This window comes from Paraburkholderia sp. GAS41 (assembly GCF_050436545.1).
In the GTDB taxonomy this organism is placed as follows: Bacteria; Pseudomonadota; Gammaproteobacteria; order Burkholderiales; family Burkholderiaceae; genus Paraburkholderia.
The window spans coordinates 223,166-246,137 of sequence record NZ_JBNDMK010000008.1 but is presented as its reverse complement, the minus strand read 5'-3'; the positions used below and the strand labels follow the sequence as shown (position 1 = coordinate 246,137).

Sequence of the window (22,972 nt, the reverse complement as noted above, 5' to 3'; positions counted from 1 at the left end):
AATATCCGACAAAGGTCTCGCAAATTGACGTTTACGTAAATCGGCCGTCCGTTTTCTATTTTTTCCAGTGTGATCGCTTCAAGCGGCAAGACTTGACCGTCCGTCTCAGTTTCACTGAAAGATAAAGTCCGTTGGGCAGAAACGATAATGCCGCCACAGCAGCATGATTATTTTTGTCTGATAATGAGCGATTAAACCAAGGCTCCGGTGAGGTAAAGGCCCCGGTATGCTCCATAGTCACTTCGATGTACGCGACGCGGCACCGTTAGCGCCCTTGCTGGCGTGGCGCGAGCGCGTCGGTCATATGATCGACGTGCTGCCGTCGAAAGCGGAGCTCGACCGTCCCTTTCGCGCGTCCATCGACCGCTATGCGGTGGGCGAGCTGGCCTTGACGCACTGCCGCTCCGACCGGCTCCTGCTCGAACGCTCGATCGCCCGCATCTCCACCGACCGGGTACGCGGCTACGCCTTCCACGTGTTCCTGGAAGGCGGCCTGGAATCGATCCGCGCGCGCCATCCGCATGCGGGCCACGCTTCGGCCATGGCCAGCCTGGTGGCGTTGGACCTGAATCAGCCCGCCCGCATGCAACGCAGCGCGTGCCGGATTCTCACCGTGTTCGCGCCCGCCGCGCTGGTCGAGACGGTGATTCCCGACGCGGACGGGATCCACGGCCGCGTCATGGAAAACCGCACCCCGCTGACGCGTGTGCTCGTGCAGCATGTCGCCTCGCTGGCGGCCGGCCTCGCTCACCTGAGCGCCGATGAAGCGCAGAGCGCCTTGCGCACGAGCGCCGAGTTGCTGGCCGCGGCGTTCGGCAAAGAGGCGCGCCTCACCGGCAACGCGCGCGCGTCGGCCCGTGCCGCGATGGTCAGCCAGGTGAAGCGTCACATCCGGGCCAATCTTCACGCGGCCGAACTCTCACCGGAAAGCCTGATCGCGGCATTGCAGTTGCCGCGCACCACCCTGTACCGCATGTTTCAGCACGAGGGCGGACTCGGCACGTATATCCGCAATCTCAGGCTGCGCGAGGCAGCCGACGAACTGGCGGAATTCCCGCATCTGGCCGTCACGGATATTGCCTACGGCCTCGGCTTCAAAAGCCCTTCTGACTTTACGCGCGCCTTTCGCCGCGCTTATGCGCTTTCACCGCAGGATTTCCGGGTGCAAGCGTTGGAATTGCGGCGACGTTAAATCGTTGAAGTGACTCCGTGTTGATTGAGATTTCAATTTATCGCCCCGTCATTCGACTTTTCTTTATCTGACCACTTTGCCATCTGCGCGTCAGCATTGCGCCCCGAGCGCAGCCGTAGACTGTATGGCGTTGAGGAGACCTGTATTCGGCAATGTTTCAAGACATAAGCCGAAATTCCAACGTCCTTCCCCCAGGAGTCGATAATGTTTCGAATTGCTTATATTGCAGTAGCCGTTTCCGCCATTGCCTGCGCAGCACCCGTGTTTGCACAGGACGCCCCCAGCACCACCCAACCGGCAACGACCGCCGACACGACCTCCAACAGCGGCGTCGGCATGGACACCGCCGGTCAGACCGCTGCCGGCGCGCCCGGTGGCCTCACTCGCCAGGAAGTGAAGCGCGAGTTGTACCAGGCTGAAGCCGACGGCCAGATCAAGACGCTCAATCGGACCGTCTACAACGGTAATTGACTTGACGCAGATTCGCCCGCAACGTGCCGAGGCCCGCGCCCGGTACGTTGCGGCGCGACGCTGGACAGGTGGCTGAACGCTCCCCACCTGCGCGCCGCCCTCCAGAGCCAGCGCGAATCGGGCCGGCCAGCCCGGCGCCATGCTCCGCCTAATTGGCCGAGCTTGCGTGCAGCAACGGCCACACCATCGTGAATTTGACGCCACCGCGGGTCGGCACATAGAGTTCGCGGCTGCGCTGCGCGCCGTCCAGACTAGCCGTCAGACGATAACGCCCCTGCGGAAGCCGGGCGAACAGATACGGTCCATCCGACGTGGCGTTGAACACGACCGTGCCATCCGGTTTCGCCACCTGCACAGCCACGCCGGAAAGCGATTCGCCGGATCGCGTCGTGAAGGTCGCGCGCATGTTGTATCCAGAGGTCAGGTGCCGGAACGCCGCGACTTCGTCCTGACCTACGCCGCCAGTCACATAGGCGATGCCGTGACTGTCGTGCGCGACGGGTATTTCGTTGGGCGCCGCGGGATGGGCCGCAACGTCTTCAACTGGCGGCGCCGCCGGCGCCCGCACGGCGGGCGCGGCTGCTTCAGCCACGGGTGCGGCACTTGAGGCGGGCTCATGGCTGACGGGCGGCTGATGCGGAAGCCCAGGCGGCAGCGGATCGCGCGTGACCACCTCACGCGGCGGGGCTTTGCGTTCGGGCACATCCCGCACCGGTGCCGGCGCGGGAGTCGGTGCGGGCGCAGTGACCGGCGCCCGCGCTCGCGCTGCGCCCGATCCGCAACTCAAGCCAGGAATGTCGGTGCCGCCAGCGGCGCGCCCTTCGAGCACCCACGAAGGCAGCGAGACACCTTGCCCCTTGGCACGCGGCGCCAGCGTATCGCGCATGCGCGCCGCCACTGCGCTGCGCTCTTCGGGCGTCGCGGCATGGTGCATTTCCGTGCAGAATTCGGCGCGTTCGTCGTCGCTGAGCAGTTGCGACGGCACGGCATCGGGTGGCGCTCCGTGCGCGCTGACGGTGATCGCGGCGACGCCACACGCGAGCGTCCAGTGGATGGCTGCTGGCAAACCGCGATAGAAAGTGGACATGTCTAATCTCCGGGACACGCTCGGGAGCGCAGCGTTGGGTCGATTGGAGTGGCCTCTTTGAACGCTTCGCTTAACTAACGACGAGCAACAGCGGCAGGCGTGGTCTTGCGGGGATAGTGGCGGGCAAAGGCAGTGCGGATCCAATCGCAGTGTAGCAAACCCGCCTGGGTCTACCGCGGCCCGCAAGGCGCCGGGAGTAGGCGATCTCCGCCATGTTACAGCGCGATTGATCCGAACCGGTAGCGTGACACGCCGACTTCGCAAGACGCGTGCGAGTCCGTTGCGCCCCGCCTACTCCGCGCTCGCCGCCACGCGCGCCGCCAGTCTGGCGTCATAGCTCGAATGCACGTGCACCCGTTTCTGTTCCGGATACGCGTACGCATAAGCCTTGCGCAACGCCAGCGACGCCTCATGGAAGCCGGACAGAATCAGCTTTTGCTTGTTCGGATAGTGGGCGATATCGCCCACTGCAAAGATGCCGGGCCGTGAGCTTTCGTAGTTCGAGGTATCCACGTCGATGCGCCCGGCATGCAGGCTCAAGCCCCAGTTCGCAATAGGCCCCAGATCGGCGACGAGTCCATAGAGCGCCACCACCTGTTCCGCTTCGATCTGGGTGGCGCCGCCCACCTGACGAATCTCGAGCGATGCGAGTTTGCCTTCGGGCGCATGCAGCCCGACGATCGCGCCGACCATGAACGCCATCTCGCCCGCTTCGACCGCACGCCGCATCTTCTCGACGCTCGAATCCACCGCGCTGAAACCATTGCGCCGATGCACCAGCGTCAGCTTGCCGGCGACCGAGCGCAGGGCCAGCGCCCAATCGAGCGCGGAATCGCCGCCGCCCGCGACCACCACCGTCTTGCCGGCGAAATCGTCGAGATTGCGCACGCTGTAATGCACATGACGCCCTTCCAGCGGCACAGCCTCGTCCAGCGCGAGACGCTGCGGTGCGAACGCACCGTTGCCGGCCGCGAGCAGGATCGCGGCCGCGTCGAATTCGAGTCCTTCGCCGGTTTTAACGGTCCAGCGGCCGTCAGCGCGTTGCTCGACCGTGTCCACCCGCTGGCCGAGGTGGATCGGCACATCGAATGGCCGGCATTGCTCCAGCAGGCGCTCGACCAGTTCGCGCGCCGTGCACGACACAATGGCGGGAATATCGTAGATCGGCTTGTCCGGATACAGTTCGATGCATTGCCCGCCCACCTGCCCGAGCGCGTCGACGATCTGGCATGACAGGCCAATCACGCCGGCCTCGAAGGCGGCGAACAGTCCAACTGGACCGGCGCCGACGATCAGGACGTCGGTGCGGACGGGTTGTTTCAAGGTGGACGTGGGTTGTGCTACGGGTGTTGCATCTGACGATGCAGCCGCTTCAGAAGTCATTCGGTGTCCCTGGAGTTGGGCGTGTCTAGGTGTGTCTACGCGTATCTAGGCGTGTATGAGCCAATCCCCATGCTCATGAGCCCAACCACCATACCCACTCCACCCCCTCCCGGCAACCAAGACACCACGAGCGGTGTGGGCGGCGTCGCCCGCACCGCTGGCCGCACCTAGAACAGATGCATGATGCCGACGTACGCGCCCGTCTGCGATTCGCCTTGCAGCGGACTCGTACTGCCGGTGCCTTCACGCGGATTGGCGAGCAGCGAGAAATTGGCCTGCTTGCTGTTGTCCACGAAAGCGACCGTACCGTACAGGAAGGTCCGCTTGGTGAAGTTGTACGTCGTGCCGAGGGTGTACATGGTCGCGTGACCGGACGGATCGTGCTGCGCATCGCCGCCGCCATCGCCCACGTTCACGTAGAAGCCCGCCCCCGTCATGGCCCAGGCCGTGGTCAGGTTGTAAGTTGCACCCAGCCAATAGTAATTGGCGCTGTCGGCGAGACCGACTGGCGTGTCCGGCGCCGCCAGGTGGGTATAGCCGCCCTGGATCTTGATCGCGTCGAAGTGCACGTTCGCGCCAACGAAGAACTCTCGCGAGCTCGTGAAAATACTCGTCATCTGGCCGTTGTTGTCGCGCAGTTCGTCGTAGATGCCGCGCAGGTCGAACAGGGTCGAGTGATAGGACAGCATCACGCCGTCCGAGCGGCCGAATTCACCCGGCGCGCCGTTGTTGAAGCCGTTCGCCTGGTTGCCGAAGGCGAATTGGGTCTGCACATCGAAACCGGCAATCACCGGGCTGTGATATTCGAGGTTGTTGCTGCTCTGTTGCCAGTTGCGGCCCCGCACCAGCGACGCGGTCGAAAACGCCTGCTGGACCATCGGGTCGAATTCCCACACGCCGTCACTGTCGATGAACAGGTTGCGGCCCGCCTGCACCGTGCCCCACTCGTCGCTCTTCAGGCCGGTGAAGGCGCGCCGCGAAAACAGCCGGCCACCACTCGTGGTCCCGTTCTGGATCTGCAAGCCCGTTTCCAACGTGAAGATGGCATTGAGGCCGCCGCCCAGATCCTCATTGCCCTTGAAACCCAGCATGCTGGTGCCCCAGTCGCCGCCTTCCGCGCTCCAGCTGCTGGCGGTGATGCCGGTGCCGGTGGTGACGTGATTGATGTACTGCACGCCGCCATCCATCCGGCCATAAATGAGGACGCTGCTTTGTGCATGCACGAGCGGGCTTGCGAGCAGCAAGGTGGCCAGCAATTGTGTACGTAGTCTCATTTTTTTTGCCTTATGCCATCTGATTCAGGCTCGAGTTATTTGAATGGCTTGAACGATGTGAAGCAGTGCCCTCAGACTGCTTCGTTATAGCAGCGCGAAACCGGTGAAACTATAGGTGAATGGGCTATGTCAGTATATTTCGTTTGGGGCAAATGTCATTTGACTCCGACGCTCCCGTCACATGCGCCTTTCTCGCGACTGACCGGCGTGCCGGCGTCCCAGTCCCGCGCGACGCGGCCGGGATAAGATAGACGTTTGCTCCCAGCCGGCCTGGCTGGACCCGACGGCACGCCCCTGATGAACGCCCCCGATGAACGCCCCCGATGAACGCCCCTGAACTGACCGAACACGAACATCTTGGCTTGTACTTGCGCGACACCGGGACGGCTAGCGAATGGTGGCGCGTCACCGTGGCGGACAGACCACAAACCTATCGCCTCGAACATGGTGTCGAGGATGCACAAGGCAATCCGTCCGTCGATATCGATCTGGTGGTGGACGCCGAAAACCTGCGCGCAAAGCTGAAGAAATGGCATCGCGAAGGGTTTGTGTTCGAGGCGCGTGGTGCATCGCCGCAAGCCGATGCGCAGCAACGCGCTGCGTTCATGCCTGCGTTGCAACGCGCTGCGGCGGCGCGTCGCAATCCATCCGGCATGGACGGCGCCGGTGGCTTGCGAGAATCAGACAGCACGAGCACACCGGATGCGGAAGTAGCCGCAAGCCATTCGGTTCGCATCGGCGCAACCGAAGTCCCCTGCGGCGTTGCCGGTCCATGGGTACCGCGCATCAATCCGGCTTACCTGTTCTCAGAGCGCTTCAACGACATCGTCGAGGATATCGTCGAGAACAAACGCGTCATGCTGATCGGTCACACGGGCGCGGGCAAAACCAGCCTGATCGAACAGGTTGCCGCGCGCGCCCGGCATGGTGTGGTGCGCGCGAACATGAACGGGCAGACGACCGTGGGCGACTTCGTCGGCTTCTGGACGGTCAAGGGCGGCGAGACCCTCTGGGTGGACGGCGTGTTGCCCACCGCGATGCGTGAGGGCCTCTGGCTTATCGTTGACGAGATCGACTTCGCCGAGCCGTCGATTCTCGCCGCCCTCACCGCCGTGCTCGAACCGCAAGGGCGCCTCACCTTGAAGGAAAAGGGCAACGAGGTCGTCGAACCGCACCCCGCGTTTCGCCTGTTCGCCACGGCGAATGCGGTGGGCGCGATGAGCCAGTTTCGCCATCTGTACCAGGGCGCGAATCTGATGAACGAGGCGTTTCTCGACCGCTGGCGCGTCTATCTGCTCGACTATCTGTCGCCGGCCGAAGAAACCGACGTGCTGATGCGCACGCTTGCTCCTTACATGACGCATACACTCGCCGTCACGCTGACGGCCATCGCCGCCGATTGCCGTGCCGCGTTCGCGCGTGAGGATCTGTCGAGCGCGTTTTCCACCCGCCGCCTGCTCGACTGGGCCGAGTTGATGCTGCGCACCGGCGACCCCGAGCGCGCGGCCGGTCCCGCCATTTATGCGAAGGTCAGTCCCGAAGACGCCACCTTGATCCGCGGCATCATTCGCCATCACATCGCGCCCGCCGGGTGAGCACGATGCACACGGCGCGCGAGGCCCGCGGGTTCGAGTTCGAGTCCACGCTCGGCAAGATCGCGCGCGTTCTCACCGGGCAATATGGCGTGACGGTCGTGTTCAGTCCGGATGGACCCAGAGTCGAACGCGGACGCATCGTGATTCCCGACTACGAGGTCGGCGCCAGCCTCCCAAACGACGTGCTGGTCGGCTATCTCGACCTGCTGGTCGCGCGCGCCAAACATTCCACACTCTCGCAACTGGACGCCCTGCCGCCGGGCGTGGCGAGCCAGCTTGCCCAGGTCATCGAAGACCGCCGCGTGTGCGCGCAGTTGCTGAATGAATATCCGGGCGCGCGCTGGTTTATCGGCAAGCTCAGAGCGCATGCCGCAACCCGCGCGCAACAAGGCTGGACCCGTCTGCGTTGGCGCGACCGCTTCATCTGGCGGGTGGAGCGGGCCCTGTGGAACGAAGCGGTAACAGCCAGCGAGACCAGCCAGTCGCTCGCCGCCGCGCTGGTCGCCACGCAGGATCTGCTCGGCGAGGCGAGCCGCAGCCGTTCCACCGCGGACAGCATCGCCACGGCACACGCGATACTCGCGCGGGTGCGGGCCCTGTCCGCCGGCGAGGCCAACAACATGATGTTTTCAGTGGGCACCGCCGAGGACATCGATACCGAGGCGCTGCGCGCATCATTCGATCCGTTTGAAAGCGACGGCACCCGCGCCAGCGAGGAAAGCGCCGCCCCCTCGCCCTCCGACCCTGGCGGCGCCGAAGCGCTGAACGGAGCCGGCATGGGACATGCACTGGCCGACGCCCAGCCGTCCGCCGCCCGCGCAGACAGCACCGCGCAAACGCTGCGTGCCGCCGCGCGGACGGTGATGTCGATTCCGCTTGCCACCGAATTCGACGTCGTCAATGATCAGACCGGTTTCGGCGACACCCCTGCATGGCGCGAACTGCGCAACGCGGCCCGCGCGCAAACCGCGCAGTTGAAGGAGAAGCTGGAACGCGCACTGAGCGCGGACGAGCGCACGCGCTGGCGGCGCGAGCAGGAGCGCGGTGAGATCGACCGGAGCGCGCTGGCAAAACTCGCCACCTCGCCGGGCTATCGCACGCCGTTCAAGGTGACGCGCGCCACCAAAGGACGCGATGTCGCGGTGACCTTGCTGATCGACCGCAGCGGTTCGATGGCTGGCCGCAAGATCGAACTGGCGCGGCTATGCGCAGCTGCTCTGGGCGATGCGCTGACGCAACTGGGCTTCGACTGCGAAGTGCTCGGCTACAGTTCGATCGAGTCGCCCGAGATGAAGCAGCTCTGCGAACGGCAACGCGCGGCCAGCGTGGATCTGCAGCGCTACAACCGGCTCGTCGAACGGCTCGATCTGCAGATCTACAAACGCTTCGGCTCGCCGGAGCTGAGCGGCCTGACCGGCATCGACTGCGGCCATGAAAACCCGGACGGCGAGGCGCTCGCCTGGGCCGCGACGCGGCTCGCGGATCACGCAGCCGCGCGGCGCATCCTGATGGTGTTTTCCGACGGCTATCCGGCCACCGGCGACGGCGACCCGCTCGTGCTACGCAGCGATCTGCGCCAACGCGTGGCGGCGATCCAGAAAACCGGCATCGAACTGGTGGGCGTGGGCGTGCTGACCGATGCCGTCGAAGCGTTCTATCCGCACAACGTCGTGGTGAGCCGGCTGGCGGAATTGCCGTCGACGGTGTTTTCCGTGCTGGGTTCGATGCTGCTGAAACGGTAGCACGGCACGCCGCCACGCCATCAGGCCATCACGTCATCAGGCGAGATGCGGATTGAACGCGTACTGTTCGATCTCACCGCCGCGCGCCACCACCGCCGTGCTCTCCGGAATCTCCACCCACCAGCCGGGCAGATCCACCAGCGGCTCGGACAACACCAGGAAAGCATCGTCACCGGCCGCGGCAATCCGCGAATCGTCCGGATACAGTTCGTGCAGTTGATGAAACGAGCTGCTATGGAATAGCGAACGCGATTCGCGCTCGCTCGAGTAGCGCACGGAGATGATCTGCTCGCCGTCGGTGGCGCACACGGTCATGTTCAGCGGCTGTTCGACGCCGTTTTTGCGGCCAGTGGCCTCGACGAAGGCGACCATCCGCTCCAGCGCGGTAACCGGTGCGAGTTCCAGACCAAAGGTTAGTGCCAGAAAGAACAGCACCTCGGAATCGGTCGAACCTTCGATGGACGCAAACAGCTCGGGCTTGATCGCCAGCATCAGCTCGCGTCGCACCAGCGGGTACTTGCGCACCAGGCCGTTATGCACGAACAGCCAGCGCCCGTAACGAAACGGGTGGCAGTTGGTTTCCTGGGCGGGGGTGTCAGTGGCGGCGCGAATATGCGCGACAAAGAGCGGCGAGTGAATGGCGCGGGCCGCCTCGCGCAGATTCCGGTCGCTCCACGCGGGTTGCATGCAGCGGTAGCGAAACGGAATGTCCGTCGGGCGGCCGTACCAGCCGATCCCGAAGCCATCGCCATTGGTGGTGGTCTGGCCAAGCCGCGAATGCAGGCTTTGATCGATCAACGAGTGTTTGGCGCGAAACAGCACCGTCTCGAGCTGGACGGGGTTTCCGGCGTAGGCCAACCAGCGGCACATAAGTGAGCTCCTGTTACCGCAAGTGCGGTGAAGCGACTCGCACTTGCGCGTCCTCCAGCCGATTTTCTGCATCCTATCATTTGCCGTTGACGCTGACGTTGCAGGCGGCCACGTCACCGCGGCGCTTACTTCGGTGGCAACTGTGCGATGGGAATCAGGAACTCCGAGAAGCCGGTCAATATGATCTGCACGCCGATGCACAACAACAGGAAAGACGACACCCGCATGGCCACCTTGGTGCCTTCGACGCCCAGATAACGGGCGAAAATGACCGCGCGGCTATAGGTGATATAGACCACCACTGCGACGATCACCGAGATCGCGACCGAAGCGATGCTCGACAGTACGAACTCCGACAGCTTGTGGGTGCGGTTTGCATTCAGCGCGATCGCCGTGGCAACCGAGCCGGGCCCGGTGGTCAACGGCACCGTGAGCGGAAAGAATGCCCGGGAGGTGGCATTCTCCGCGTCGACACGTTTGACGGGCGTGTCGGCGGGCGGCGTATCCGGCGCGTTGAGCATGTTCCAGCCGCTCACCGCCACGGCGAGGCCGCCGCCAATCCGCAACGCCTCCATGGAAATACCGAAGAAATGCAGCACGGGCGTGCCGAAAAAGAAGGCCACCAGCAGCACGCACATCACGTTGATGGCGATCTTGCGCGCCAGCGCCGTGCGTTCTTCGGTGGTGAGCGATGCAGTCCGGTCCAGAAAGACGAAGGCGATGCCGAATGGATTGATGATGCTGATCAACCCGGTAAATCCAAACAGTATGTCCGCGATCAGACTTTCGACCATGTTTTGCGATCCGCGTCGAACGACGGCTGATGGGTTCCCGCTGGAACGCGATGAGCCGCCGGATGTTGTCTGGCTGGACGGGGCGTGTGCCTCACCCAGATCGATCCACCGGAACCGCGCCGGCGGCACCCGTTGCTGCGGGTAGCCGTGGCTCCGGGCTACTCGCAGGTCGAATCATAGCGCGGCGCGGCATGCGTACGACACTATCCGTCTGGCCAGTTCGTGGCGCAATGCAGCAAGCGAGCGAGCGCCGGCGGATCGCGCCGGCGCGCGTTTCACGCCCACGCGTTGCGTCATGGTCAAACGGCCTACATCTTTTTGACGACCTTTACGGCGTGGACGTATCTGGCATAAAGTCGGGACGGAAGACCAGGCTTCACCAGACGCACTGACCCGTTCGAGGAGTCGCCCCACATGTTCCTTCGCTTTCTCGCTGCGCTGCCGTTTATCGGCATTCTGCTCGGCATTCCGTTCGTCAATCGCGTCGAGCCGCTCGTGTTGGGCATGCCATTCGTGCTTGCCTGGATCGTGCTGTGGGTGATTCTCATCTCGGTCATCATGGGGATCGTCTACCGGCTCGATCCCGTCAACCGTCAGACCGCCGCCGCTAGTGAGGATCCCCGATCATGAGCAGTGCTCTCGTTATCATCGCGGCCTTCACGGTCTTTGCGCTGTATCTCGGGCTGCGTGCGAAACGCGGCCACGACATGAGTCTCGAACAATGGACCGTCGGCGGCCGCAGCTTCGGCACGGCGTTCGTGTTCCTGCTGATGGCGGGTGAGATCTACACCACGTTCACCTTTCTCGGCGGCAGCGGCTTCGCCTACGGCAAAGGCGCGCCGGTGTACTACATCCTCGCCTACGGATCGCTCGCCTATATCCTCTCCTACTGGATGTTGCCGCCCATCTGGCGTTTCGCGAAAGCCCAGCGGCTGATTTCGCAGCCGCACTTCTTCGCGCGCAAATACGACAGCCCGGCGCTCGGCGTGCTGGTCGCGCTGGTCGGGGTAGCGGCGCTGATTCCGTATCTGGTGCTGCAACTGAAGGGGCTCGGCATCATCGTCGCGACCACGTCGTATGGCGCCATTTCGTCGGCCTCGGCGATCTGGATCGGCGCCGCGGTGGTGACGTGCTACGTCATCGTCTCGGGCGTGCGCGGCTCGGCGTGGAACTCCGTCGTCAAGGACACCTTGATTCTGGCGATCGTGCTGTTTCTCGGCATCTACCTGCCGATCCACTATTACGGTGGACTCGGCGACATGTTCCGCACCATCGACGCCGCGAAGCCCGGCTTCCTCACCTTCCCCGCCAAGGGTTCGAGCGTGGCCTGGTTCCAGTCGACCGTGCTGCTCACCGCGCTCGGGTTTTTCATGTGGCCGCATACGTTCGGCTCGATTTTCACGGCGAAGGACGAACGCATTTTCCGCCGCAACGCGATGGTCTTGCCGCTGTATCAGCTGATCCTGCTGTTCGTGTTCTTCGTCGGCTTTGCGGCCGTGCTGAAAGTGCCCGGCCTGAAAGGCGGCGACATCGACCTGTCGCTGTTCAAACTGTCACTGCAGACCTTCGATCCGTGGTTCGTGGGCGTGATCGGCGGCGCGGGTGTGCTGACCGCGCTGGTGCCGGGTTCCATGATCCTCAACACCGCCTCGACCCTGCTTGCCAACGACGTCTATCGCGGCCTGCTCAAGCGCGATGCCACCGACGCCGCCGTCACGAAGCTGGCGCGCATGCTGGTACCGGTCGTGGCGCTGGTGGCCGTGGCCTTCACGCTGCATGGCGGCGAGACCATCGTGGCATTGCTGCTGATGGGTTATAGCTTCGTCACGCAGCTTTTCCCGGCCATGGTGTGCAGTCTCGCGCCGCGCAACCGCGCCACCCGCCAGGGTGCGTTCTGCGGGATTCTGGCCGGCGTGGCCGTGGTCGCGGTGACGACGCTCATGCACCTCAGCATGGGCCAGTTGTTCCCGTTCCTGCCCGACGCCGCCAAGGACGTCAACATCGGCTTCGTCGCGCTGGCCTTGAACATCGCCGTGTTCGTGGTGGTGAGTGCCGTGACGCAGCCGCGCGCGAACGAACATCCTCAGGCGCAGACCCACGTGCATTGATGCACTGTACGCCGGCGGGGCGCGGCTTTTTGGCGCGACCTGCCTGGCTCGCCCCGCCTAGCCGCCGGACTTCGCGTACAGCGTCGAATCCGCAAATCCTTCTGCGGCCAGCACGCGCCCGACCAGAATCAGCGCGGTTCTTTCGATCTGGGTCGTCTGTACTTTTCCGACGATATCGGCCAGCGTGCCCGTGACCTTCTCCTCGTCCGGCCAACTGGCCCGGTAGATCACCGCAATGGGACATTGATCGCCATAGTGAGGCCGCAGTTCGTCGACGATCCGCGCCAGATGCCGCACGCCGAGATGAATCGCCATCGTCGCCCGATGGCGTGCCAGATCGCCCAACTGCTCGCCTTCCGGCATGGTCGTCCTGGTGGCGAAACGCGTGAGTATCAGCGTCTGCGATACGTCCGGCAAGGTCAACTCGCAACCGAGTGTCGCCGCGCACGCCGCCGTCGCCGTCACGCCGGGGACGATCTCATAGGGAATCTGCAACTCGCGCAGGCGGCGGATCTGTTCGCCGATCGCGCCGTACAAGGACGGATCGCCGGAATGCACCCGCGCCACGTCTTTGCTCTCATCATGCGCTGCTTTCAGGAGTGCGACGATTTCATCCAGGTTGAGCTCGGCCGTATTCACGACCTGCCCGGCGACGTGACCGTCCAGCACAGCGGCGGGAACCAGCGAACCCGCGTACAGGATGACCGGACAGCTCCGCACGAGGCGCTGCCCCTTCACCGTGATGAGCTCCGGGTCGCCAGGACCCGCGCCGATAAAGAATACCGTCATGCCAACTCCGTGATTCGATGGTTCGAGGCGTGCGTTGCCTCCATGGCAAGGCAAGGCGCGCTCGAAACCATCAGGGGAATAAGGTTCGCAGTGCGTCCAGCAGATCGACAGCCTGGGTGAATTCGCGCTCGACCGACGGCAAGTCCGGACGCCGCAGCATGATGACCGGCAGGCCGCGCTCGCGTGCGACTTCGAGCTTCGCTTCCGTGGCGAGACCGCCGCTGTTCTTGCTGATCACGACGTCGGTCCGGCTCGCGCTGAACAACGCGCGTTCGCCTTCGATGCTGAACGGCCCGCGTGCATCGATGACGCGCGCCTGCGCGTTGCCCGGATGGGCGTCGAGGCAACGCACGGTCCAGAACTGATGCGCGGGAATCTCGTCGAGATGCGCGAGCGGTTCGCGGCCGAGTGTGAACAGCGGATGCGAGAACGGCTCCATGGCAGCCGTCAGCCCGGCCCAGTTGTCCGTCATGCGCCAGTCGTCGCCGCGCTGAGCTTGCCAGGCCGGACGGCGCAGCGCCCAGCACGGAACCTGCGCGACGCGGCTCGCGGCGAATGCGTTCGCGCTGATCCGCGCGGCGTAGGGATGCGTGGCGTCGACCAGCAAGCCGATGCGCTCGTCGCGCAGATAGCGGGCCAGTCCATCCGCCCCGCCGAAGCCGCCGACTCTTACCGAGCAGGCAAGATCCGCAGGCACTTTGCCGAGTCCGGCGAGGCTGTACACGTCTTCGGGACTGAGTTGGCGTGCGATCTGCAAGGCGTCGCCGGTTCCGCCGAGTAGGAGGATGCGGGTCATATTTCTCGCACGATGCCACCAGCGTGGCCGGAGTCGGGATCTGCCGCGGAATCGCCCACCGGTTCGTCATGCTGTTTGATGACTTCAAGCAGCGTGATAGGCAACGCCTGGCGCCATGTATCGAAGCCACCCAGCGGCTGCGCCTCGGCGAGCGCCATGCGCGTGAGGGTGCCACCATGTTGCGCGCGCCACGCGACGAGCACCGCCTCGCCCTGCAACGTCACCGCGTTCGCGATCAGCCGGCCGCCGGGCCGCAACTGCGCCCAACACGCCTCGAGGACGCCTGGCGTGGTCACACCGCCGCCGATAAAAATCACATCGGGCGAGGCCAGCCCCTGAAGCGCCTCGGGCGCCCTCCCCGCGACCAGTTGCAAACCCGGCACGCCGAGCGCGTCGCGATTGTGTTCAATGAAACGTTGACGTTCCGCATGGCCTTCGATGGCGATGGCGCGGCACGCAGGATGCGTGCGCATCCACTCGATACCGATCGAGCCGCTGCCCGCGCCGACATCCCACAGCAGTTCGCCAGGCGTCGGCGCCAGACGCGCGAGCGTGACGGCGCGGACATCGCGCTTGGTCAACTGACCGTCGTGACGAAACGCGTCGTCGGGCAAACCGGGCGTGAGCGGCAGGCGTGGTGCGCCATCCGCCGCGTGGCATTCCAGCGCAACGAGGTTGAGTGCCGCGACCGCCGCGCCGGACCATGCATCCGCGCGACCGTCGAGGCGCCGTTCCCGCTCGCCGCCCAGATGTTCCAGCACGATCATGCGGGTAGCGCCGAAGCCGCGCGAAGTGAGCAATGCCGCCAGTGCGGCCGGAGTGGCGCCGTCGGCACTCAGCACGAACAGCCGCGCGCCGGCGTGCAAATGGACGTTCAGCGTAGCAAGCGGCCGACCCACCAGAGAGACCGCAGTCACCTCCTGCAAAGGCCAGCCCAGCCGCGCCGCCGCCAGCGACAGCGACGACGGCGCCGGCAGCACGCGCAATTCAGCGGCCGGCAGTTGACGTGCAAGCGTTGCTCCCACGCCGAACAGCATCGGATCGCCGCTGGCGAGCACGCACACTGGGGTATTGCGCAGAGCCAGCACGGGCGCGATATCGAAAGGACTCGGCCATGCTGCGCGCCGCGCCGCGAGACGCGCGGGCAACATCGCCAGATGCCGCTCGCCGCCGAATACCACGGCCGCGTCGAGCAGCGCACGGCGGGCCGGCCGCCCCAACCCGGCAAAACCGTCATCGCCGATGCCTACCACGGTCAGCCATGCCGGCATGAATCCATCCTCATACTGAATCTCAATTGATCCGCTGCGGGCCGCCAATCAAGCTTGCCGCGTCGTTGTGCTGTTCGAAAAAAGGCATAATACCGTGTCGCCGGTGCCCTTCGGGGCCGAAGAGGGAACACAGATCACTGTGGCTGCCCCCGCAACTGTATGCAGCGAGTTCGCGCCTTGTTCTGAGCCACTGGTTCAACCGGCTACGCCGGCGCCCGGGAAGGCCAGCGCGAATCACGACCTGCCAGCCAGGAGACCTGCCGGCCAGACTGTTCGTGCAAGCCTTCGTCGGGCGGGGTGTACCGATGCCGCAGCATATCCTTCACCGGCATGCTCGGGCGGTCGCGCGACGCTAACCCGGTGCTCTCTTGACTCACGCGTCATCCTCGTCCATTGATCCTGTTGCCGCCCGTCCGTCGGCGTGTCCGGGCTTGCTGCGCATCGTCGCCGCGCTCGATGGCGGCATCTGCCGGATCAAAATGCCAGGCGGCGTGTTGCGCGCGAGCGAGGCGCGTGCGATTGCGGATGCGGCGGAGCAGCACGCGAGCGGCGTGATCGAGATCACCAACCGGGCGAATCTGCAGATCCGCGGGGTGCTGGCAGGACACGAGGCGGTGTTGAGCGAGCGGCTCGTCGACGCCGGGTTTGGGCCTGCGACTCTTGCTGCGATTGAGGCACTTCTCATGTCAGCGGCACGTGCCGCCAGCGCCGCCGACGACGTCCGCAACCTGATGCTCAGCCCCAGCGCCGGTCGTGATCCACAGGCGCTAATCGATACGCGCCCTCTCGCCGGACAGCTTCTCGCGCTATTGCAAAGCGAGCCGCGTTTTACCGCGCTCTCGCCGAAATTCGCGCTGCTGCTGGACGGCGGCGAGCAACTGGCGATGGTCGAGCATCCGCACGATGTCTGGCTTGCTGCGATGTCCACGGATGATGGTGTGCGATTCGCCTTCGGACTGGCGGGTTGTCCGCCCGTGGCGCAAGTGGAGTCCAGCGGCGCCGGCACGCGTCCAATGCCTGTCGAACCGGCACCGGCTCCGGCATGCACAAGCGAACCGATGCAGGCACTCACAAGCGAACCAGCACGCGCAAGCAAACCCGCCCCGGCACACCCAACCGCATCCACCCCCGCACTCGCCGCAGTACTGCCCTCGCAAGTGCCCGCGTTGGCAAACGCACTGCTGCAGACGTTCCTCGACCTCGCTGCGCCCGATCACACACGCATGCGCCATCTGCTTGAGGCTCACCCGCTGGAAGCGGTCATGCAGCGCACGCAAACCTACCTCGATTTCCCGCTAGTCATCGAGCCCGCGCTCGCGCAATGGCATCGCGCGTCCGCCGACGCCTCGCTGCGCTTCGGCGTCCATCCGCAACGCGCGCCGGGAACCTGGCAGGTGGGCGGCCAGGCGCCGCTCGGACGTCTCGACGCGGCGACCCTGCGCGCGCTCGCCAGCATCGCCGAAGAATCGGGCGACGCCACGTTGCACATGACGCCATGGCAAAGCGTGCTGCTGCCCGACATCGCCGCCGACGCCACCGCAGCCGTCCTCGCGCGCCTCGCCGCACTCGGTTTCGCCTGCGATCCGACCCAGCCTCTGGCCCGCCTGATCGCCTGCGCCGGCTCGACCGGTTGCGCAAAGAGCCTCGCCGACACCAAGACCGATGCGTTGCGTCTCGCCTCGCTTTTGCCAGCCGCCGTCGAGCAAGTGCATCTGAGCGGCTGCCCGCGCTCATGCGCGGCCGCGCATCGCGCGCAGTACACCCTGCTGGCGGCAGCCGAGTGCCATTACGACCTTTATCGACGCAGCGACGACCAGCCCGGCTTCGGCCAGTGCGTCGCGCGCCATCTGACGATTGAACAGGCGGCCGACGCCCTCGCACGGCTGGCCCGGAGCCCCATTGATGCTTGATTACATTCGCGACGGTCAGGAGATCTATCGCCAATCCTTCGCGACGATTCGCGCGGAGGCCGACCTGTCGAGCATCCCCGCCGACCTCGAAAAACTCGCCGTACGGGTGATCCACGCCTGCGGCATGGTCGACGTGGTCGACGACTTGCGTTTTTCCGCCGACGCCGGCGCCGTGGGCCGCGCGGCGCTCGCAGGCGGTGCGCCGATCCTCTGCGACGCGCGCATGGTCGCCGAGGGCGTCACGCGTACCCGTCTGCCGGCTGACAACCCGGTGATCTGCACGCTCGGCGATCCGACTGTGCCCGCCATGGCGCGCGAACTCGGCAATACGCGCTCGGCGGCAGCGCTCGAACTGTGGCGGCCGCATCTGGCAGGCAGCGTCGTGGTGATCGGCAATGCGCCGACCGCGCTGTTCTATCTGCTCGAGATGCTCGACGCCGGCGCGCCTCGTCCCGCACTGATTCTCGGTTTTCCGGTCGGCTTCGTCGGCGCGGCGGAATCGAAAGCGCTGCTCGCCGAACACAGCCGTGGCGTGCCCTATGTGATCGTCAAGGGACGACGCGGCGGCAGCGCGATGGCCGCCGCCGCCGTCAATGCCCTCGCTTCGGAGACCGAATAAATGACCGCACGAGGACGTCTGTTCGGACTGGGCGTGGGCCCCGGAGACCCGGAGCTGATTACGCTGAAAGCGCTACGCCTGCTGAAAGCGGCACCCGTGGTCGCCTATTTCGTCGCCAAGGGCAAAAAAGGCAACGCGTTCAGCATCATCGAGGCGCATCTGAGCGAGACGCAGCAGCACCTGCCGTTGATCTATCCGGTGACGACCGAAGCGCTGGAACCCCCGCTTTGCTACGAAGCGATCATTGCCGACTTCTACGACACCGCGGCGCAAGTCGTCGCTACGCACCTCGATGCAGGCCGCGACGTTGCGGTGATCTGTGAAGGCGATCCGTTTTTCTACGGCTCTTATATGTATCTGCACGACCGCCTTGCAGCTCGCTTCGAGGCGCAGGTCGTGCCCGGCGTGTGCTCGATGCTCGGCGGCGCGGCGGTGCTCGGCGCGCCGCTCGTGTATCGCAATCAGAGCCTGTCCGTGCTGTCTGGCGTGTTGCCGGAAGATGACTTGCGCCGGCGCCTCGCCGATGCCGACGCGGCAGTCGTGATGAAACTCGGCCGCAATTTCGACAAGGTGCGGCGCGTGCTCGGCGAACTCGGACTCGCGGAACGTGCCTTGTATATCGAGCGGGCGACGATGGCGAACCAGCGCATCGTGCCGCTTGCCGAAGTCGATCCGATGGCTTCGCCGTACTTTTCGCTGCTGGTCGTGCCGGGGGAAAAATGGCAAGGTTGACGCCACCGGCCATTGTGATCCTGGGCGTCGGGGCGCTCGCCACGGCCCGGCGTGTGCAGGCGTGTTATCCGGCGGCTCGGGTGCATGCCCTGCAGGGCCGCGCCGAAGCCGACGTGGGTTATGCAGACCTCGCCGCGCATCTGCGCGAACTCTATGCGCGCGGCACGCCGATCGTCGCGCTGTGTGCCGCGGGCATCGTGATTCGCTGTCTGGCGCCGTTGCTGTCCAACAAGGGCGTCGAACCGCCAGTGCTGGCCGTCGCCGAAGATGGCACCGCCGTCGTGCCGTTGCTCGGCGGCCTCGCCGGCGTGAACGTGATGGCGCGCGAGATCGCCGCTGCGCTCGAGGTCGCCCCGGCGATCACCACGAGCGGCGAATTGCGCTTCGGCACTTGCGTGCTCAATCCGCCGGAAGGCTACGCGTTGGCGAGTCTGACGCAGGGCAAACGTTTCGTGTCGGACCTGCTGGCGGGAGAAAGCACGCGCGTCGAAGGCGAGGCGCCATGGCTCGACGATGCGCAACTGCCGCGTGCCGGCGAAGCCAGGCTGACGATTCGCGTGACGCCGAAAGCCTGGGATGGCGGCGCGCACGAACTGGTGATTCATCCGCGCAGTGTGGTCGCGGCGCTCAGTGGTACTGGCGCGCATGGGGCAGATCAGGTTCTCGCTGCGCTGCGGGAGCACGATCTGGCGCCGCTTGCGCTCGCGGCGTTGCTCGTGCCGGTCGAGCAGATGGGCGATGACGCGCTGATCGAAGCCGCTGGTGCGTTGGGCGTGCCGCTGAGGTTTGCCGGCAATGCCGGGAATGCCGCGCCGCTTGCGGCGGACCAAGAACCCCGACCCGGAGTTGCGCCTTCTGCGCCGCACCTGTTGGCAGCCGCCATGCGCGTGCCCTATGCCATGCTGCAAAGCGCTTCCGACGCGAACGACATCGCGCTGGCGATGAGCCCCGCACCGATCGACCCGAACACGCTCGGCCAGGCCCGCGGCCGTCTCACCGTCATCGGTCTCGGCCCCGGCAGCGCCGACCTGATGGTGCCGGCGGCACGCACCGCGCTGACCGAGGCGACCGATATCCTCGGTTACGAGACCTACGTGAACATGGCCGGCCCGTTCCGCGCCGATCAGCAATTGCATGGCACGGACAACCGCGAAGAAATGCAGCGGGCGCGACACGCGTTTGAACTGGCGAGTGCCGGTCGTGCGGTGGTGATGGTGTCGTCCGGCGACCCGGGTGTGTTTGCGATGGCCGCCGCCGTGCTCGAGGCCCTCGACGCATCCGGTGATCCCCGCTGGCATTCGGTCGAACTGAATATCGTGCCGGGCGTGACCGCCGCCATGGCGACCGCCGCGCAAGCGGGCGCGCCGCTGGGACACGACTTCTGCATGCTCTCGCTCTCGGATAACCTCAAGCCCTGGTCGATCATCGAAACGCGTCTGCGCCACGCGGCGCAGGCCGATCTCGTGATGGCGTTCTATAACCCCATTTCACGCGCCCGGCCCCGGCAACTGGACAAGGCGCTCGACATCGTGCGCGCATATCGCACTGCAGCGACGAAGGTGGTGCTAGGGCGCGATATCGGCAGGCCCGGCGCATCGCTTCGGAGTACGACACTCGGTGAACTCGCCTCGGCCGATGTCGACATGCGCACCATGGTCATCATCGGTTCGTCCACGACGCGTGGGTTTGCGCGTGGCACGCAGGGCGAGTGGATCTACACGCCGCGGTGGTATCCGCACACCCCAGCCGATGCCTGAGCAGAAGTCCTAAAGTTTCCGGTAACCGTGACGTTAATAGTGGTTACCCGATACTCGCTTCGCTACAAAAACCATGAACGATACCGTGGAATTGCCCGCTGGGGCAGCGCCAGCCGCGCTGGGACCCGATACCGTACCGGTCGGCACGCCGCTCGCCTGGCCTATCGTCGACAGCGACGGCACGCTGCTGTTCGACGCCGGCGCGATTCTGGTCGGCGCCGAGGAACGCAAGTTCCTGTTCGACAACTTCCGCCCGCAACGCGGCGACGTGCTCGATGCCGCCGCTGCGGCGGGTGCGGCCGGCACGGATGGAGCCAGCAAGCTCGACACGTCGGACCCGCTGTCCGTCAAGGACATGCATCTGTCGATCGGTGCGTTAATCGGTGTGCGCCAGCATATCGGCAGCGCCGCGCCCATGCATCCTTGCCGCATCATCGGCTTCGCGCCGAATGAGGCGCTGTTCACCACGCCGCCGCTGTTCGAAGGAAAACGCTTGCCGCTTGGCGTGGGCGAAAACGTGGAGATCGTGGCGATCGCCAGCCAGGCGGTGTTCCGCTTCGTGTGCACGGTCGAAGTGGTGTGTCAGTTGCCGTTTGACTACGTTGTCCTGTCGAAACCGGGCGTGATCCGCCGTCTGCGGGAGCGCAAGTCGATCCGGGTGCGCGCGCGGCTTCCCGTGCGTTACGGCATCGGCGAGACCGGCGAATCCTATGAAGGAATCGGCCTCGCGAAGGGCATCAGCGCGCTCGGCATGTCGCTCAGCGCGTCATGGCCGCTCGGTCAGGTCGGCGATCGTCTGCGTGTCGCGTACCAGCTCAAGTCCAAGGACCTCGACACCTTCGTCGAAACGACGGCCGTGATCCGCAACTTGCAGAAAGGCGCGGACGGCGAACCTGCGATGCACGGCCTCGAACTGGACCGGCTCGACGCGGGGCAGCAGATGGCGATGAAAGTGTTCGTCTTCGACCGGCAGGACGACGTGCTTTACTGGACCAACGGGAATAAATAGCATCCGGTTGGCTGCCGTGAGGCGGGCCCGGCTGCCCTGCGACTGTCCCGCCCCTCCCGCATCGATCGACGGTATTGCCATTCAAGTCAGTGCGAACCGCCATGGTTGACTGAATAGAACAAGTGAATTGCCCCGGGCGATGATGTTTTCGCCTGGAAACTCGCCCAGAATCGAAGCCATCCCCACGACCGCAAACAGCCCTCGACGGGCCCAGGTCGCCTCGACCCGAGGCCGGCGGCTCGCGAGGTTCAACGGAGCACGACATGGGCAAGTTCAGCGACTATGAGTACAGGAATCTACCCGGCTTCGACATGAAGGCCTTCCCGGGCGCGAGCCAGGTCATCCCGATGAAGACACTCGTGATCCACTGTCTGGATCCTCGGGCGGTCGAAATTCCACAAGCCGTTGCCGATCATTTTGGCGACGAGGTCTACCCGGGCGAAATCATCACCGACGAAAACGGCATCCGGGTCGGATCCACGCGCACCCTGTTCGCCACCACCAACGCGGGGGGACGCGCCGCCTTCGCGCTCGCGTCCGTAGCGGCGATGGATTATCTGTTCGATGTGCAGAAGGTCGTGGTCGTGCACCACTCGTTCTGCGGTACGACCACGTTGACGCCGGAGCTGATCGTCGAGGAGTTTCACGACCATCACCACGCCGACATTTCGACCTTGTTCGATCACGACAGCCTCGCCATCATGGACTTCGAGGAATCGCTCAACTACGACGTCAAATTGCTTCGTGCGAGTCCGGCCGTGCCGAAGCACGTCAAGCTGTACGGCTTCTTTTACGAAATCAGTTCCGGCAAGCTGACCGAAGTGGTGCGGGACATTCCTGCCTAGAGCGCGGTGTCGCGAGCGAGTGCGGCGCCGCAACGGTTAGCTGGGCGGCGCGTCTTCACACGCGACGGAGCGCGCCGCTATCCGACCAGTTCCTCCGGCTTGAGGTACATCGCGCCCCAGGCCTGCGCGAGTTGCTCGCAGCGCCCTAGCCGGATAGCACCGCGTTCGAAATCCACGAACACCACCTGATCAACCTCGCCGGGCCGCACCGGCACCTCGCCGCTGCGGCCATCGGTGAGCACCCAGAGCCAGCGTTGCTGCAGCGGACTGCAGCGCGCCGCGCGCTCGAGCAGTTGCGCGGCGTGGCGCACGCCCGCGGCCAGCGGCGTTCCGCCACCGCCACCCAGCGGCTGCAACCAGCGTTCGTTCCACCAGCGCGGCACAGCGGGCCCAAAGCGAAGCTCCACCCCTGAACCGCCAAAGCACACCAGCGCCGCTTGCGCGCGGGTCTTGCTCGCCTCGTCGAACAGCGCGACCAGCAGTCCTTTGGCGAGCGCGAGCTGCTGCGCTGCCAGCATCGAACCGGAGCAGTCGAGCAAAAAGCAGTGCAACACGCCGCCGCGCGGCGCGGCCGGCATGAAACGTAGATGCGTGCTGTGCAACGGCTTCTCGCGCTTGGCGGCGAGCGTGCGTGACCATACGATGCGTTGACCCTGCCCGTTGCCGCGCGCGGCTGTCCCTGTTGCGCCTTTGCGCCATCGGAAACCGCTGTGCAAGTCAGCGGCGAC

The 22,972-nt window shown here is 65.1% G+C and carries 21 protein-coding genes and 1 riboswitch; of the genes, 12 read left to right on the top strand and 9 right to left on the bottom strand.

Translation table 11 applies throughout. The features are described 5' to 3' along the window. Nucleotides 1–226: 226 nt before the first annotated feature. Together P3T43_RS14385 and P3T43_RS14380 are read left to right on the top strand one after the other, a co-directional pair. Nucleotides 227–1,192, top strand: a complete 966-nt coding sequence (locus tag P3T43_RS14385) for an AraC family transcriptional regulator (RefSeq protein ID WP_429281704.1) — start codon at nucleotides 227–229, stop codon at nucleotides 1,190–1,192. A gap of 204 nt (nucleotides 1,193–1,396) precedes the next feature. After that, complete coding sequence (locus tag P3T43_RS14380; RefSeq protein ID WP_429281703.1) at nucleotides 1,397–1,663, top strand: hypothetical protein; 267 nt, start codon at nucleotides 1,397–1,399, stop codon at nucleotides 1,661–1,663. 148 nt (nucleotides 1,664–1,811) lie between these two features. Here the strand turns inward: P3T43_RS14380 and P3T43_RS14375 are convergent, their stop codons facing one another. The 3 genes from P3T43_RS14375 to P3T43_RS14365 all read right to left on the bottom strand — a co-directional run bounded on the left by P3T43_RS14375 (nucleotide 1,812) and on the right by P3T43_RS14365 (nucleotide 5,407). Then, entirely contained in the window at nucleotides 1,812–2,750 is a 939-nt protein-coding gene (locus P3T43_RS14375) for a carboxypeptidase-like regulatory domain-containing protein (RefSeq protein ID WP_429281702.1), read from the bottom strand. A 291-nt stretch (nucleotides 2,751–3,041) separates the two neighbouring features. Then, entirely contained in the window at nucleotides 3,042–4,133 is a 1,092-nt protein-coding gene (locus P3T43_RS14370) for an NAD(P)/FAD-dependent oxidoreductase (RefSeq protein ID WP_429281701.1), read from the bottom strand. A 167-nt stretch (nucleotides 4,134–4,300) separates the two neighbouring features. After that, nucleotides 4,301–5,407, bottom strand: a complete 1,107-nt coding sequence (locus tag P3T43_RS14365; protein WP_429281700.1) for a porin — start codon at nucleotides 5,405–5,407, stop codon at nucleotides 4,301–4,303. A 323-nt stretch (nucleotides 5,408–5,730) separates the two neighbouring features. On the opposite strand from P3T43_RS14365, the gene P3T43_RS14360 reads away from it, so the two are divergent. Together P3T43_RS14360 and P3T43_RS14355 are read left to right on the top strand one after the other, a co-directional pair. Then, on the top strand, nucleotides 5,731–7,002 hold the full coding sequence (locus P3T43_RS14360) for an AAA family ATPase (protein ID WP_429281699.1): 1,272 nt from the start codon (nucleotides 5,731–5,733) through the stop codon (nucleotides 7,000–7,002). Between the two features lie 5 nt (nucleotides 7,003–7,007). Then, nucleotides 7,008–8,744, top strand: a complete 1,737-nt coding sequence (locus P3T43_RS14355; RefSeq protein WP_429281723.1) for a cobaltochelatase CobT-related protein — start codon at nucleotides 7,008–7,010, stop codon at nucleotides 8,742–8,744. A gap of 36 nt (nucleotides 8,745–8,780) precedes the next feature. Here the strand turns inward: P3T43_RS14355 and P3T43_RS14350 are convergent, their stop codons facing one another. After that, nucleotides 8,781–9,614, bottom strand: a complete 834-nt coding sequence (locus tag P3T43_RS14350) for a class II glutamine amidotransferase (RefSeq protein ID WP_429281698.1) — start codon at nucleotides 9,612–9,614, stop codon at nucleotides 8,781–8,783. A 125-nt stretch (nucleotides 9,615–9,739) separates the two neighbouring features. After that, complete coding sequence (locus P3T43_RS14345) at nucleotides 9,740–10,408, bottom strand: MarC family protein (RefSeq protein ID WP_429281697.1); 669 nt, start codon at nucleotides 10,406–10,408, stop codon at nucleotides 9,740–9,742. A 414-nt stretch (nucleotides 10,409–10,822) separates the two neighbouring features. Here P3T43_RS14345 and P3T43_RS14340 point away from each other — a divergent pair, with 414 nt between their 5' ends. Further along, nucleotides 10,823–11,038 (top strand): DUF3311 domain-containing protein, encoded by a 216-nt coding sequence (locus P3T43_RS14340; protein WP_429281696.1) that lies wholly within the window; start codon nucleotides 10,823–10,825, stop codon nucleotides 11,036–11,038. Further along, nucleotides 11,035–12,516: a sodium:solute symporter family protein gene (locus P3T43_RS14335; protein WP_429281695.1), complete on the top strand. Its 1,482-nt coding sequence runs from the start codon at nucleotides 11,035–11,037 to the stop codon at nucleotides 12,514–12,516. Before P3T43_RS14340 ends, P3T43_RS14335 begins: the two co-directional genes overlap by 4 nt. Before the next feature lie 57 nt (nucleotides 12,517–12,573). On the opposite strand, the gene cobM is transcribed toward P3T43_RS14335, so the two are convergent. The 3 genes from cobM to cbiE form a co-directional block, all read right to left on the bottom strand. Further along, on the bottom strand, nucleotides 12,574–13,305 hold the full coding sequence (gene cobM, locus P3T43_RS14330; RefSeq protein ID WP_429281694.1) for a precorrin-4 C(11)-methyltransferase: 732 nt from the start codon (nucleotides 13,303–13,305) through the stop codon (nucleotides 12,574–12,576). Nucleotides 13,306–13,375: 70 nt separating this feature from the next. Beyond that, nucleotides 13,376–14,101 (bottom strand): cobalt-precorrin-6A reductase, encoded by a 726-nt coding sequence (locus P3T43_RS14325; protein WP_429281693.1) that lies wholly within the window; start codon nucleotides 14,099–14,101, stop codon nucleotides 13,376–13,378. Further along, the gene (gene cbiE, locus P3T43_RS14320; RefSeq protein ID WP_429281692.1) at nucleotides 14,098–15,372 is read right to left on the bottom strand and encodes a precorrin-6y C5,15-methyltransferase (decarboxylating) subunit CbiE; all 1,275 of its coding nucleotides are present in this window, start codon (nucleotides 15,370–15,372) and stop codon (nucleotides 14,098–14,100) included. The genes P3T43_RS14325 and cbiE overlap by 4 nt, the downstream gene beginning before the upstream one ends. Nucleotides 15,373–15,456: 84 nt before the next feature. Beyond that, nucleotides 15,457–15,651: riboswitch (cobalamin riboswitch) on the top strand. Nucleotides 15,652–15,740: 89 nt separating this feature from the next. On the opposite strand from cbiE, the gene P3T43_RS14315 reads away from it, so the two are divergent. From P3T43_RS14315 to P3T43_RS14290, 6 genes are all read left to right on the top strand, one after another. Next, nucleotides 15,741–17,282 (top strand): precorrin-3B synthase, encoded by a 1,542-nt coding sequence (locus P3T43_RS14315; RefSeq protein ID WP_429281691.1) that lies wholly within the window; start codon nucleotides 15,741–15,743, stop codon nucleotides 17,280–17,282. Beyond that, on the top strand, nucleotides 17,275–17,901 hold the full coding sequence (locus P3T43_RS14310) for a precorrin-8X methylmutase (protein WP_429281690.1): 627 nt from the start codon (nucleotides 17,275–17,277) through the stop codon (nucleotides 17,899–17,901). Before P3T43_RS14315 ends, P3T43_RS14310 begins: the two co-directional genes overlap by 8 nt. After that, the gene (locus P3T43_RS14305; RefSeq protein ID WP_429281689.1) at nucleotides 17,902–18,633 is read left to right on the top strand and encodes a precorrin-2 C(20)-methyltransferase; all 732 of its coding nucleotides are present in this window, start codon (nucleotides 17,902–17,904) and stop codon (nucleotides 18,631–18,633) included. Continuing rightward, the gene (gene cobJ, locus P3T43_RS14300; protein WP_429281722.1) at nucleotides 18,630–20,390 is read left to right on the top strand and encodes a precorrin-3B C(17)-methyltransferase; all 1,761 of its coding nucleotides are present in this window, start codon (nucleotides 18,630–18,632) and stop codon (nucleotides 20,388–20,390) included. Before P3T43_RS14305 ends, cobJ begins: the two co-directional genes overlap by 4 nt. Nucleotides 20,391–20,463: 73 nt before the next feature. After that, nucleotides 20,464–21,399, top strand: coding sequence for a flagellar brake protein (locus P3T43_RS14295; RefSeq protein ID WP_429281688.1), 936 nt, complete (start codon nucleotides 20,464–20,466; stop codon nucleotides 21,397–21,399). A gap of 263 nt (nucleotides 21,400–21,662) precedes the next feature. Next, the gene (locus P3T43_RS14290; protein WP_429281687.1) at nucleotides 21,663–22,244 is read left to right on the top strand and encodes a carbonic anhydrase; all 582 of its coding nucleotides are present in this window, start codon (nucleotides 21,663–21,665) and stop codon (nucleotides 22,242–22,244) included. A 77-nt stretch (nucleotides 22,245–22,321) separates the two neighbouring features. Here the strand turns inward: P3T43_RS14290 and P3T43_RS14285 are convergent, their stop codons facing one another. After that, on the bottom strand, nucleotides 22,322–22,960 hold the full coding sequence (locus P3T43_RS14285; RefSeq protein WP_429281686.1) for a vWA domain-containing protein: 639 nt from the start codon (nucleotides 22,958–22,960) through the stop codon (nucleotides 22,322–22,324). Between the last annotated feature and the right edge of the window lie 12 nt (nucleotides 22,961–22,972).

What these genes read in the sequence shown, in the direction of transcription:
- P3T43_RS14360 (WP_429281699.1), top strand. Translation starts at nt 5,731, where the DNA reads ATGAACGCCCCTGAACTGACCGAACACGAACATCTTGGCTTGTACTTG.
- P3T43_RS14375 (WP_429281702.1), bottom strand. Translation starts at nt 2,750, where the DNA reads ATGTCCACTTTCTATCGCGGTTTGCCAGCAGCCATCCACTGGACGCTC.
- P3T43_RS14370 (WP_429281701.1), bottom strand. Translation starts at nt 4,133, where the DNA reads ATGACTTCTGAAGCGGCTGCATCGTCAGATGCAACACCCGTAGCACAA.
- P3T43_RS14335 (WP_429281695.1), top strand. Translation starts at nt 11,035, where the DNA reads ATGAGCAGTGCTCTCGTTATCATCGCGGCCTTCACGGTCTTTGCGCTG.
- P3T43_RS14295 (WP_429281688.1), top strand. Translation starts at nt 20,464, where the DNA reads ATGAACGATACCGTGGAATTGCCCGCTGGGGCAGCGCCAGCCGCGCTG.
- P3T43_RS14290 (WP_429281687.1), top strand. Translation starts at nt 21,663, where the DNA reads ATGGGCAAGTTCAGCGACTATGAGTACAGGAATCTACCCGGCTTCGAC.
- P3T43_RS14340 (WP_429281696.1), top strand. Translation starts at nt 10,823, where the DNA reads ATGTTCCTTCGCTTTCTCGCTGCGCTGCCGTTTATCGGCATTCTGCTC.
- P3T43_RS14305 (WP_429281689.1), top strand. Translation starts at nt 17,902, where the DNA reads ATGACCGCACGAGGACGTCTGTTCGGACTGGGCGTGGGCCCCGGAGAC.
- P3T43_RS14350 (WP_429281698.1), bottom strand. Translation starts at nt 9,614, where the DNA reads ATGTGCCGCTGGTTGGCCTACGCCGGAAACCCCGTCCAGCTCGAGACG.
- P3T43_RS14355 (WP_429281723.1), top strand. Translation starts at nt 7,008, where the DNA reads ATGCACACGGCGCGCGAGGCCCGCGGGTTCGAGTTCGAGTCCACGCTC.
- P3T43_RS14345 (WP_429281697.1), bottom strand. Translation starts at nt 10,408, where the DNA reads ATGGTCGAAAGTCTGATCGCGGACATACTGTTTGGATTTACCGGGTTG.
- P3T43_RS14385 (WP_429281704.1), top strand. Translation starts at nt 227, where the DNA reads ATGCTCCATAGTCACTTCGATGTACGCGACGCGGCACCGTTAGCGCCC.
- P3T43_RS14310 (WP_429281690.1), top strand. Translation starts at nt 17,275, where the DNA reads ATGCTTGATTACATTCGCGACGGTCAGGAGATCTATCGCCAATCCTTC.
- P3T43_RS14325 (WP_429281693.1), bottom strand. Translation starts at nt 14,101, where the DNA reads ATGACCCGCATCCTCCTACTCGGCGGAACCGGCGACGCCTTGCAGATC.
- P3T43_RS14380 (WP_429281703.1), top strand. Translation starts at nt 1,397, where the DNA reads ATGTTTCGAATTGCTTATATTGCAGTAGCCGTTTCCGCCATTGCCTGC.
- cobM (WP_429281694.1), bottom strand. Translation starts at nt 13,305, where the DNA reads ATGACGGTATTCTTTATCGGCGCGGGTCCTGGCGACCCGGAGCTCATC.
- cbiE (WP_429281692.1), bottom strand. Translation starts at nt 15,372, where the DNA reads ATGCCGGCATGGCTGACCGTGGTAGGCATCGGCGATGACGGTTTTGCC.
- P3T43_RS14365 (WP_429281700.1), bottom strand. Translation starts at nt 5,407, where the DNA reads ATGAGACTACGTACACAATTGCTGGCCACCTTGCTGCTCGCAAGCCCG.